Genomic DNA, 13,174 nt, shown 5'->3' with positions numbered 1-13,174 from the left:
CCTTATAGCTTCACCTGGACTAACCCAGCTGTAGGAAATTACAACCTTACCGCTAAAGCAACYGATAATAACGGAGGAACAAAGGTATCAGATACGGTTAGTGTAATCATCAATACCTTGCCAACCGTGGCCATCAGTTCACCRGCAAACMATACKGTGTTAACGGCTGGTACCAATGTTRYTATTGATGCCAATGCYRCTGATACCGATGGAACAATCAGCAAGGTGGAGTTCTACCAGGGTTCAACCCTGGTAGGTGAATCTACAGCTGCGCCATATAGCTTTAACTGGAATAATCCTACAGCAGGAAATTACAGCCTTACCGCTAAAGCAACTGATAATAATGGAGGAACAACAATATCAGACACCGTTGAGGTTACCATCAATACCTTGCCAACGGTAGCCATCAGTTCACCAACAGGCAATGCTGTATATACAGCGGGTGCTAATGTTGTCCTAAAGGCCAATGCTGGTGATACTGATGGAACAATTAGCAAAGTAGAGTTTTATGAAGGCAGTACTTTGTTAGGGCAATCTACCGCTGCACCATATATCTTTATCTGGAATAATCCTGGTCCAAGATTTTATAAGATCACTGCGAAGGCCACCGACAATAATGGTGGAACAGCTGTTGCAGATACGGTTAGGATTAAGATAAATGCCATACCAACGATAGCCATCGTTTCGCCGGCAAACAATGCTGTATTCACAGGGGGAACGAACGTTACCATTAAAGCCGATGCGGCTGATACAGACGGAACAATCAGCAAAGTAGAGTTTTATCAGGGCAGTACATTGCTTGGTCAGTCAAGCACTGCACCTTACAATTTTACCTGGAATAATCCTGCTGCAGGAACTTATGCCCTTACAGCCAAGGCAATGGATAACAACGGCGGAGCAACAGCTTCTAATGTGGTTAACATTACGGTGAACACCTTGCCAACAGTGGCCATCACCTCACCTGCAAACAATGCTGTATTCCAATTGGGAACGAACGTTACCATTAATGCCGATGCTGCCGACGCCGATGGAACAATTGCCAAAGTAGAATTTTATCAGGGCAGCACATTGTTGGGTCAGTCAACCACTGCACCATATAGCTTCACCTGGAATAATCCTACAACAGGTAATTACAGTCTTACCGCTAAAGCAACCGATAACAACGGAGGAACAACAGTTTCTGGAGCGGTTTACATTGCAGTTAATACTTTGCCTACGGTGGCCATCACCTCACCAGCAAACAATGCCGTATTTACCACAGGATCGGATCTGGCCATTAGTGCCAACGCCGCCGATGCCGATGGAACAGTAGCCAAAGTGGAGTTTTACCAGGGCAGCACCCTGTTGGGTAAGTCTATAACTGCGCCTTACAGTTTTACCTGGGCCAGCCCTAGTGCAGGAACCTATGCGCTTACAGCCAAGGCAACCGATAATAATGGGGGAACAACTATATCTGCTATTGTAAATGTTAATGTGAGTGCTGCGCCGACAGTGGCTATTGCCGCTCCGGTAAACAATGCTGTATTTACGTCAAATTCGAATATTACCCTTAATGTCAATACTACCGGAACAATTGTTAAAGTAGAGTTTTATCAAGGATCAACTTTGTTGGGCCAATCTACAACGGCACCCTATAACATGGTGTGGAATAATGTTCCTTCTGGAACGTATACGCTTACTGCAAAAGCAACCGATAATTTAGGCAGGGTGGCAACATCTTTAGCTGTTACGGTGAAGGTAAACGCCCCACAGGCTTTAACTGTTAATCCGGTGGCCGATGCATTTGTACGGGATGGTGTTTTTGCGAACGCCAATAACGGAAGCTCAAAAAGCCTGGATGTGAGCAGCGATAACTGGTCTGCGTTCAGAGAATCTTACCTGCGTTTCGATTATAGTACATTTTCGGGTTCAGCAGTAAACAGTGCAAAGATCAGGCTATATGCTTCCCGTATCGATGTTAATCCATCGAGGATTGTATCGGTATATGGCCTGGCCAATACCACCTGGGGAGAAGGCACCATTACCTGGAACAACAAACCAGCAGAAAGTGGTACATTGCTTGGTAGCTATACTGTTAAAAATACGGCTCGTGCCTGGTACGAACTGGATGTAACCGCCTATATCAATAGCCAGCTTGCTTTAGGGAAAAAAATCATTTCTATCAAGCTGATCAATCAGGGAGTAAAAGGATCTGGTAACCTGGTCAGTTTTAATTCGCGCGAGGCAACCAGCAATAAGCCAGAACTGTTATTGAACCAGGAAGCCGGTGCAGTGAATTTTGAAGAGTTTCCATTAAACACCAATATTGGAAACGCCCTCGAATCATTGCTTGCACTAAAAGTTACTGCATGGCCAAATCCAAGTACAACTGGGTTTAAAGTGCAGGTAGAAAGCCCTAGCAGCGATGCATTACAGTATAGGGTTTATAATATAGCCCAGCAACTGGTTAAAGAAGCTAAAACAGCGGTTAACGAACAGTTAACTTTCGGGTCTGAACTCCCTGCCGGTGTATACATGGTAGAGGTACGACAAGGCACAGAAAGAAAGGTTGTAAAAGTAATCAAGTTATAACCATTTTTTTTAATATTATTGAAAAAGAGAGTGCCCAAAAGCACTCTCTTTTTTTGTGCACTTATTTGCAAATTAGGGGTTCTTATTTCTTTTAAAAGGCCGTTTGTTTTAAGAACATGCCTGTAATACAGTTACATCCATTCCAGCTTTTTTGTGTAACACATTTTGTTACAATAAAGCGCAAGCCTTTAAGTTTCTACACTGAAAATCACCTAAAAGGCATCAAAAAGCCTTAAAATTTAAGGTTTTCACACCATTAGTTTAAGATTTTCCCCATATAATCATCTTGCCATTATAGAATTTTACAGGCTAACCAAGCCGGGTAATCGGTCAATATAAAACAACTAACCAACAAACCAATGAACCAGTTTTTACGAAATGTAAACAGCTTGGGCTTTTGGGAATTTTGCACCAAGCTGCTAATCCCTGGTCGTCGAGCTTGTTCGATCCCAAAAAAAGCCGATCGGTGCAGCAATACCTTTTTTGCCAAAGCATAGGATTTAATAACAACCTGATCGAATTTAGAATTACCACTGATGCATAATGCCCCAGTTTCTTAAAACCTAACCAATTGTATGATGAAAAGAAAATCATTGAACTGTATTAATCAAATTATTAGAAGCGCATGAAAAAAAATTACTTGATATTTTTTGTTGTGACAGTAGGGCTACTCGTTCACAATGAAATTAATGCTTCTCCATTTAATAAACTTAAAAATCCTCGCCATCAACCAATGGGTTATGGGCTATTGGATAAAACTTTTACCCGGGTATTTATTTCTGTTTCAGGAAAAGTAGTTGACGAAACGGGGCAGCCTTTACCAGGTGTTTCGGTTAAAATAAAAGGAAAATCGGGTGGTGTACAAACCAGTAACGATGGGAGCTTTACCATTAATGCAAATACAGGTGATATAATTCAGTTTATGTCTGTTGGCTACAAAACAATAGAGCGTGAGGTTAATGGGCAAACTGTACTTAAGATACGTATGGAACCTCAGCAAAATGATCTTGATGCGGTAGTTGTGGTAGGTTACGGACAGAAAACAAAAGCAACCAATGTTGGGGCGCTTTCTTCTATATCTACAAAAGAACTTAAGCAGAACCCGGTTACCAACTTAAGTAATGCCCTTGCAGGTCGTTTACCAGGTTTAATTACCCAGCAACGTGGTGGAGAGCCAGGACGCGATGATGCCAGTCTTTTAATTAGGGGTATAACTACCTTAAGTTCGGCAAGTGCAGCACCATTGGTATTGGTTGATGGCGTTGAACGGCCTTTTTCGCAGATCGATTTTAATGAGGTCGAATCGGTATCGATTTTGAAAGATGCCTCGGCAACAGCAGTTTTTGGTGTTAGGGGCGCTAATGGTGTGGTATTGGTAACTACCAGGAGAGGTGTTGCAGGCAAAACACAGATATCGATGTCTGCAAATTATGGCTTACAAAGCCCAGCCCGCTTACCCAACTTTGTGGGTTCGTACGATTATGCTACACTAAGAAATGAGGCTGTACTAAATGATAACCCGAATGCAGTAGCACCTTATACACAGCAACAGCTTGATGGTTACAAGAACCATAGCGATCCTTTCTTGTATCCTGATGTTGATTATTACAAGGAATTTTTGAAAGAGTTTACCCCGCAATCAAATGTAAATATCAATATAAGTGGAGGGGGTAATATAGCACGTTATTTTGTTTCAGGCAGTTTTGCAGATCAGCAGGGGATTTACAAAAATACAAAAGGCGATTTCTTTGATGCAAACTCGCGTTTTCAGCGGTTTAACTTCCGTTCGAATATCGACATTAATGCCACTAAAACAACCTTGATTTCTGTAAACATGGCGGCTATAGGAGGCGTGAAAAATAGCCCTTATGCCGTGAGTGGTGGTAGTGTTACCGGTTATGGGGGCGCAGGCGATATGTTCAGCGGTTTGTCGCGTACGGCACCAAATGAAATGAATCTCTTAAATCCTGATGGTACCTATGGCGCCAGTAACCGCCCTGCAAAAGTGCAGCGGAATATCCTGGGTGATTTAAGAGAGCGCGGTGTGACCAAAGAGTATAACAGTACCGTAGAAATAAGTGTGGTTGCTAATCAGAAACTTGATTTTATTTTAAAAGGCCTGAGTGCCAAGGCTAACCTGGCTTTTAACAGTTATTATACACAGTTTTACAATACCTTCCGCGGAAATAGTGGCGATATCGCCAGTGCATACCGAAGATATTCTGTAGATGGTATCGATGCCAACGGACAGTATATATACACACAGCGAACTGGTACCTATAATCCTTTGGTATCTACCAATAGTGCTTATGCAGATGGCAGTAACCGTAATTTTTACCTGGAAGGATCTTTGTTCTGGCAGGGAAAAACCGGTAAACACGATATTACCGCTTTGTTGCTCTACAACCAGCAAAGAAAAACAAATAATACCGTTACATCCAGTTCACTTACCGATTGGCCGTTTTCTAGAATGGGCGCGGTTGGCCGTGTTACCTATGGTTACGACAATAAGTATTTTGCAGAGGTAAATGCCGGTTATAACGGTTCAGAAAACTTTCAGGATGGTCAGCGTTTTGGCTTTTTCCCTTCCTTTTCTGCCGGTTGGTTAATCTCCAATGAAGATTTTATTAAAAATAGCCTGCCTGCCATTACTTATCTGAAGTTAAGAGGATCAATTGGCCAGGTGGGTAACGATGCGGTGACGGGAAGAAGATTTTTATACTACAATAATGCTTACAGCTCAGGCACAGGATATAGTTTTGGTCTGGCACAAGGTACATCAGTTGGCGGACTGGTTGAGGGTGCAATACCTACCAATGGCGTAACCTGGGAAAGAGAAACCAGTTCGAATATCGGTTTAGATTTAAACCTATGGGGTAAAAAATTTGGTTTGGTAGCCGATGTCTTTTATAAAAAACGTGTTGATATTTTAACTTCCCCGGCAAGTACACCAGTGGTAGCAGGCATTACCTTACCGGTACAGAACATTGGCCAGGTAGAAAACAAAGGTTTTGAGATTGAAGCCAATAYTGCACATCAAATCGGGAATGTAAATGTTTGGCTGAGGGGGAACTTCGCTTTTGCCCGTAACAAGATCCTGGCGCAGGACGAGCCAACGCCAAGATACGAATGGATGGCCCGTACCGGAAGAAGTGTTGGGCAAAGCTGGGGCTATCTGACTGATGGTTTTTATAACAACCAGAGCGAGGTAGATAACAGAACCATACAGGCTTATTTCAGCGGGCGTTTACAGCCAGGTGATTTTAAGTATAAGGATATTAACGGGGACGGCATGATCAATTCTTATGACATGGTTCCGGTTGGAAAACCAACTTTCCCTGAAATTACCTATGGCTTTAGCACTGGCTTCAGCTGGAAAGGTTTAGATGTAAGCGTATTATTTGCCGGATCAAGCAATACTTCCATGTTTGTTTCGGCCGAAGTAGCCTGGGAGTTTTTTAACGGTGGGAAAGTACTGGAATATCACTTAAACAGGTGGACGCCTAGTACTGCAGCTACCGCTACTTACCCACGTTTATCAAGCGATCCACAGAGTACGGATAACAATTATGTTGATTCTGATTTCTGGATTAGGGATGCCTCGTTTATCCGCCTTAAAAATGCCGAGATCGGTTATACTTTCGCCGATGGCTTAGTTAAAAAATTAAGATTGGGTAGCCTGAGATGTTATGTAAACGGCCAAAACCTATTTACCTACAGTAAGGGTATCAAATACCTGGATCCGGAAAACAGAAACAGCCGTGGCTGGTATTACCCACAATCGGTGGTTTATAACGCCGGGTTATCCGTTAATTTTTAATCTGAAAATTATGAAAATCAAAATATATCAAATCCTCATGGCAGCCCTTTTGGGGACGGGAATTGCCGGTTGCCAGAAAGAATTTTTAGCAGCACCTCCAAATAATGTAACCACAACCGATTCTACAGTTTTTAGTAATGAGCTGCAGTGCCGCCAATACCTGGCCAATATTTACGCCAGCATGCCTTCAAACCAGCTCAACAGAAATAGCGGACAGCTGGCCGATGGCTGTTTCGAATCGGAGCAGGGCATACAATGGTCGCCTTTCCAGGTATATAATGTAAATGCCTACAACGGTGGTGCGGGCAATGTTGATAATGCTTACGGCACTTATTATCCGATGATCCGTAAATGCAATATTTTCGTAAAGAACGAGAAATACATGAAATTTACGCCGGCTAATGCGGCTTATTTTAAAGCCGAAAACCGCTTTTTGCGTGCATTCGCCTATTTTGAACTGTTAAAGCGTTACGGCGGTGTACCCATTATCGATTCGGTTTGGATCTATGATGCCGAAGACATTAAACCTGAATTTGGCAAGCAGTTAAAACGTTCGAGTTTTGATGCAACGGTTAAGTTTATCCTAAAAGATTTAGATTATGCATCAGCCAACCTGCCGTGGATCTGGCCCAATGCCACCACCGATTTTGGTCGTGCCTGCAAATCGGCGAGTATGGCCATGAAATCGAGGTTGTTGTTATATGCTGCAAGTCCGTTATTTAATGCCAACCAGCCGCACTTAAGCGATGCGAATTGTCCTGATTCTTTATTTAAATATCCTTCATATAACATTCAGCGCTGGAAAACAGCCATGGATGCTGCAAAGGATTTTATAGATGCCAATACTGCAGAAGCACTCAAATACCAGCTTTACAGTAATTATGGTGATATGTTTATCAATGTAAGGGGTAATGCTAATAATAAAGAGGTAATCTTTTCTCATGCAAACCAGGTGGCCGGGCCAGCTCAATCCAACCCAACACTAAACCTGGTGGATATGTACGATATGGTGAATGGAAAGCCTATTTCTGATCCAACATCGGGATACAATGACCAGGATCCTTATAAAAACCGCGATCCCCGCTTATTGCAAACCATTTTAACCAATGGTGTAGCCTGGGCCGGAAGAACATTTGAGCCATTTATTAACGGCGGGCAAGATTACAACGGAGACCGGACCATTACCGGTATGTTGCAAAAAAAATATGTGGGTATAACCGCGCAGAACCAGGGAGCATCCCGCTTTATATTTTACAGGCTGGCAGAACTTTACCTGAATTATGCAGAGGCACAGAACGAATTTGAAGGTGGGCCTAATGCCAATTCATATACTTATGTTAATCTGGTGCGCACAAGGGCAGGTATGCCTGCATTTCCAACTGGTTTAAACCAGGCAGATTTTGCCGCAAAGTTAAAAAAGGAACGGATACTGGAATTTGCTTTCGAAGAAACAAATCTCTTTGATGAGCGCCGCTGGCTAATGGCCGAAAGTTTGGATGCGGGTTCTTTTTATGGATTTAAAATCAATAAAAATGCCAACGGAACTTTTAGCTATAGCCGTACAGCATTCGAAAAACGAAGTTTTCTGAAAAGATTTTACCTCTATCCGATACCTGAGGTAGAAATCTTTAAATCACCAGAGCTGAAGCAAAATCCAGGATGGTTTTAGGTATCAGTAACCCCATTAATAATCAGAATTTATCAGACTTAATATATTATACATGAGTTGTTTGAAAATGATCACGGTACTATTTTTAAGTTGTGTTTGCGTTATACACGCACAGGCACAACAAAAAATCCGGATTACCATAGTTGATCAGAATAGAAACCCAGTAGCCGGTGCTGGGATCAAGGTTTACTCTTCAGGGAAAAAGGACATCACCAATACCAAGGGCGAGGTATTGCTTGCATTGAACGATACTGACACTGTAGCGGTACAGGCAGAAAATTACCTGGCTAAAATTGCAGCAATAAATACAAAAACCGAAAAAATATCCATTACACTGGATGCCTCAAAACCATGGGAAGGCAATATAGAGCTGCCATGGATGAGCCAGAACAAAAAATACAGCACTGCTGCTGTATCTACAGTTAGCGGTGCGCAGCTGTCGAAAAACCCAGAACCGAACTCTTCAAATCTTTTAGGAGGGAATCTTGCTGGTCTGTTTGCCCGACAGAACAGTAGCGAACCTGGATATGATGGCTCTCTTTTAAACATCAGAGGCTTTAGCTCTTACAATGCGCTCACACCATTAACCTATGTAGATGGAATTGAAAGAGATATCCAGCAAATAGATCCGTTGGAATTGGAAACAGTTACCATTTTAAAGGATAATGCCGCGAACGGGGCTTTTGGCATCAGAGGATCTGGTCGTTCTATTATGGCCACCACGAAAAGAGGTTTGGCCAATACCAGCGAAGTTTCTTTTGTGGCACAAAGGGGGATTCAGTATACAGGAGCTTCGCCTGAATTTTTAGGTGCTCAACAATACATGCAGCTCTATAACGAAGGTGCGGTTAACGATGGCCTTCCTGCAAAATATTCGCAGGCACAGATAGATGCCTATAACAATCCGGGCAGAGATCAGATGTTATATCCAGATGTGAACTGGAATGATGAAATGCTGAAGAAAACCACCAGTCAATCTCGCTACAACCTGATGTTCAGGGGAGGCAACAACGATTTTCGCTATTATGTGATGATGGGATACCTGAACCAGGGCGGCATTTTTAAAAATGGCGATGTAAACAAAGAGCAGTATGGCTTTAGTAATAACATCGATTTTAAACGTTATAACTTTAGAACAAACCTCGATTTTCAGGCAACCAAAAGGCTGTTGCTTTCCCTTGATCTTTCGGGCCGTTTAGAAGATAGAAATTACCCTGGAACGGGTACAAGTACAATTTTTAATGCGGTTTCTACCTATCCAGGTAATGAATTTCCGGTGAAATATCCCGATGGTAAAATTGGTGGCACTTCGCAGTTTCAGAATAACCCATATGGCTTACTAACCAGCACGGGCTATGCTACAGAATTTAGGCGCAATTTTTTGGGAACCATTAAATTAAAGCACGATCTGGATATGATTACACCAGGACTTTCCATCAATGGTGCCTTTGCTTTCGATAATTACTTTTATACCAATGGTGGGCGTTCTAAAACATTTGCAGTTTATCAGCTACAGCCTGATAATACCTACAAGAGTTTCGGTACCGAAGGTTTGCTCAATGTGGTATCAAGAGCTAACAGTCAAGATAGAAGAACAACTTTTTATACCAACCTGGCTTACCAGCGTGAATTTGGAAAACACAGGGTAGAAGGTTTTCTTAATTACAACCAGAGCTACCAGAACGGAAACGGTTTTGATTTTCCTTATGCATCGCAGGGATTTGCCTCACGGTTGAGTTATGTATTTGATCAGCGTTACATTGCCGAATTTAATGGGTCGTATAGTGGTTCTGGGAATTTACCAGAAGGCAAACGTTTTGGCTTTTTTCCTAGCTTCTCTGCAGGGTGGATTGTTTCGGAAGAGGCTTTTATGAAAAACCAGGAGGTGATCAATTACCTGAAAATCCGTGGCTCATTTGGTTATACAGGCAATGCTGATATTACCGGAATAGGAACACAGCGTTTTCTTTATCAGAATTTTTATACCGGTGGTGCTAGCTATGTATTTGGCAATAACCCATCTGCTTTAGGTGGAAGAACACAGGCCAGACTGGCCAACCCAGATGTAACCTGGGAGACTTTAAGACAGGCCAATGTAGGTTTCGACCTCTACTTTTTAAAAGAACGTTTAAGATTGTCGGTGGATATGTTTAAAGAGAGAAGAACAGACATCTTAGCCACGCCGATTATTTCAGGAACAATGGGGATTGCTACTGCACCTTACAATCAGGGTATTATGGATAATAAAGGCCTGGATGGAGAATTGTCTTACCACTATGAAAAGAATAAGCTCGGATTCTCTATTGCCGTTCTTGGATCGTGGACAGAAAATACTGTAGTATTTAATAATGAAGTTTTCCGCCCTTACGATTACCTGAAAAGAACCGGCAAACCTTTAAGTGGCGCATTTGGGATGATCAGTGAAGGTTTTTACACGGCAGCCGAAGCTGCAAAGATCAATAATGAACTCGCTCTGCCTGCGGCCAATAAAACCATTCCATTACCGTTGTTTGGTGCGGTGAAACCTGGTGATATGAAATACAGGGATTTGAATGGCGACAATCTGATTGATGTGTATGATCAAACCTATTTGGGCAGTATTTTGCCTAAATATTTTTATGGCATCCGTGGAGGGTTCCGCTATGCTAAATTCGACCTTTCATTCCTGCTTCAGGGGGCTGCTGGTGGTATAGTTGATCTACGTAATGTAAGCACACAGGGATTTCAGGGCGGTGCTAAACCAAGCACATTCGTATTAAACCGCTGGACGCCAGAAACAGCTGGTACAGCAGATTTTCCACGCCTGTCTGTGGTGAATAACGCACTGAATTATCAAGTCTCAGATTACTGGGTTCATAAGAGCGACTACCTGAAACTGAAAAATGTGGAGGTAGGGTTTTCTACTGCGATCCGCAATAAAGGAAAAGTGGTGATTGATAAAATGCGGGTTTTTGTGAATGGTTCAAACCTGTTTATCATCGATAAACTACCGGTAAAATGGATGGACCCTGAAATGTCGGGTGCAGGTATCGGAAATTATCCCCGCATGCGCATTGTAAATATAGGTGGACAGTTCACCTTTTAATTTTTGTTTTAATCATGATGGTCAATTGGCCATGCATCAATAAAAATATATTGTAATGAAAAAAAGTATTCTTATCCTGATCTGTGCTTCCGCAATACTGCTTTCCTGTAAAAAAAGCCTGCTGGATAGCCCTCCTGAAATTGTGGTACCGGAAAAATTGATTTTTACAGAAATCAATTATGTAACCGAGTTTGTAAACGACATTTATGGCGCTACGCTGCAAAGTGGTTTTAGTATCACTTCGAGCCTCACTTTTATCGAAACAGCTACTGATGATGCCAAACTTAATAACCTCTCTGCAGAGGTGCAAAGATTTGGTACCGGTGCCTGGAGTGCAGATAATAACCCCGACAATTTATGGAACTATTATTACACAGGTATCCGCAAATGCAATAAATTCTTTGAGCAGGTGGGCCAGGTAAATACTGTAGACCATGGCGCGCCGATTATCATCAATAACATCACGGCAGCGGAACAGAAACAGCGACTGATCGGCGAAGTGTATTTCTTGAGGGCCTATTTTTATGCAGAACTGATTAAAAGATATGGCGGTGTCCCCTTACTTACCAAGACCATTAACACTGGAGCTGATGCAAATATACCAAGGGCAAGTTATGAGGATGGGGTAAAACTTATTTTAAAAGATTGCGATTCAGCCTTTAACCGTTTGCCGGTTGATTATACCGCATCAAATGTGCAAAACTACTATGGAAGGGCCACAAAATGGTCTGCCCAGGCGCTGAAGGCGAGGGTATTACTTTACGCTGCCAGCCCGCTGAATAATCCTTCAAACGATGCCTCGAAATGGGAGGCTGCGGCGGCTGCTGCCTTACCTTTTGCTAATGGTACTGCTCCTTTTTCGCTTACGGCAATCAGCAATAACATGGCCAATTACGAGGCGAATTTTAGGGGGAATCCTTATGCAAACAAGGAAATGATCTGGGTACAGAACGAATCGAACCAGAATTACCTGGAGGTTAGAAATTATGCTGTAGGCTTTGATAGAGGAGGAGGTGGTGTCGGCCCTTCACAAAACTTGGTGGATGCTTTTGAAATGAAAACAACCGGAAAACCCATTAGCGAAGCAGGTTCAGGCTACAACCCAGCACAACCGTATTTAGATCGTGATCCAAGATTAGATGCCACCATTTTACGTGATGGTTTAACTTATAACGGACGTGTGATTGATATTACCCGCGGGGGCGCAGATGGACCAGATAAGACCAATGGTACCGCTACAGGCTATTACCTTAAAAAATTCCTCGATCCGGCACTCAACTTAACCAATAGTCAGACTTCACGCCATTTTTGGATATTTTTCCGATTACCAGAAATGTTGTTGAATTATGCCGAGGCCCGCAATGAAACAGTTGGTGCCGATGTATCGGTATACGCCGCGGTAAATGCCATCAGAACAAGAGTAGGGATGCCTGCTTTACCAGCTGGATTATCTCAGGCGCAGATGCGTGAGCGGATACGCAACGAAAGAAGAGTAGAGTTGGCTTTTGAAGGCCACCGCCCATGGGATGTACGTAGATGGAAAATTGGCGAAAGTACCCTTGGTGCTCCTTTAAGGGGGATAAGCGTAAGCAGGCAGGGAACCACCACCACTTATACTCCTTCTTTAATCCAAAACATGGTATTCCTTCCTAAAATGTATCTATACCCAATACCGCAAAACGAGGTAGATGCCAATGCCGGCATTGGTCGTCAGAATCAAAATCCGGGCTGGTAAATCAATTAGGGAGTCTTAAAATGAATAGCAATCAATCTAACCAAAATGAAAAAAACATCCCTATTGTTGTGCCTCCCGCTTTTTTTTACAGCTTGTAAGAAAAGTGTTCCGGTAGAAACTGTTGAAACACCACCCCCGGTCGTAGCCGTTGACACCGGCTTTACAAGTGATCACAAGTATAATTTAAATGTGGTGTACTTTGTGCCGACAGATAATCCTGCCAAGGCTGAATATGAACGTAGAATAAGTGATATAATTTTGTCCGCCCAGACCTATTATGGAGACCTATTATGG

The 13,174-nt window shown here is 42.6% G+C and carries 5 protein-coding genes and 1 pseudogene; all 6 read left to right on the top strand.

Annotation, left to right across the window (positions count from 1 at the left end):
• On the top strand, positions 1-2,571 hold a 2,571-nt coding region (locus AC1DND_RS05235), incomplete at its 5' end, for an Ig-like domain-containing protein (RefSeq protein ID WP_477579679.1).
• 625 nt (positions 2,572-3,196) lie between these two features.
• Positions 3,197-6,391: a SusC/RagA family TonB-linked outer membrane protein gene (locus tag AC1DND_RS05230; RefSeq protein WP_477579678.1), complete on the top strand. Its 3,195-nt coding sequence runs from the start codon at positions 3,197-3,199 to the stop codon at positions 6,389-6,391.
• A gap of 10 nt (positions 6,392-6,401) precedes the next feature.
• Positions 6,402-8,060 carry a RagB/SusD family nutrient uptake outer membrane protein gene (locus AC1DND_RS05225; protein ID WP_477579676.1) on the top strand — a complete coding sequence of 553 codons (1,659 nt, stop codon included), beginning with the start codon at positions 6,402-6,404 and terminating at the stop codon, positions 8,058-8,060.
• A gap of 52 nt (positions 8,061-8,112) precedes the next feature.
• Positions 8,113-11,145 carry a SusC/RagA family TonB-linked outer membrane protein gene (locus AC1DND_RS05220; RefSeq protein WP_477579674.1) on the top strand — a complete coding sequence of 1,011 codons (3,033 nt, stop codon included), beginning with the start codon at positions 8,113-8,115 and terminating at the stop codon, positions 11,143-11,145.
• A gap of 55 nt (positions 11,146-11,200) precedes the next feature.
• Entirely contained in the window at positions 11,201-12,880 is a 1,680-nt protein-coding gene (locus AC1DND_RS05215; protein ID WP_477579672.1) for a RagB/SusD family nutrient uptake outer membrane protein, read from the top strand.
• A gap of 45 nt (positions 12,881-12,925) precedes the next feature.
• Positions 12,926-13,174, top strand: a pseudogene (locus AC1DND_RS05210) (hypothetical protein); the annotation flags it as partial.

Source organism: Pedobacter sp. 01N416 (assembly GCF_056399685.1).
The sequence above is the reverse complement of the archived record's forward strand: the minus strand, read 5'-3'. Positions and strand labels throughout refer to the sequence as shown.

Coding starts and splice junctions, on each gene's coding strand:
- AC1DND_RS05220 (WP_477579674.1), top strand. CDS start 8,113: ATGAGTTGTTTGAAAATGATCACGGTACTATTTTTAAGTTGTGTTTGC.
- AC1DND_RS05215 (WP_477579672.1), top strand. CDS start 11,201: ATGAAAAAAAGTATTCTTATCCTGATCTGTGCTTCCGCAATACTGCTT.
- AC1DND_RS05225 (WP_477579676.1), top strand. CDS start 6,402: ATGAAAATCAAAATATATCAAATCCTCATGGCAGCCCTTTTGGGGACG.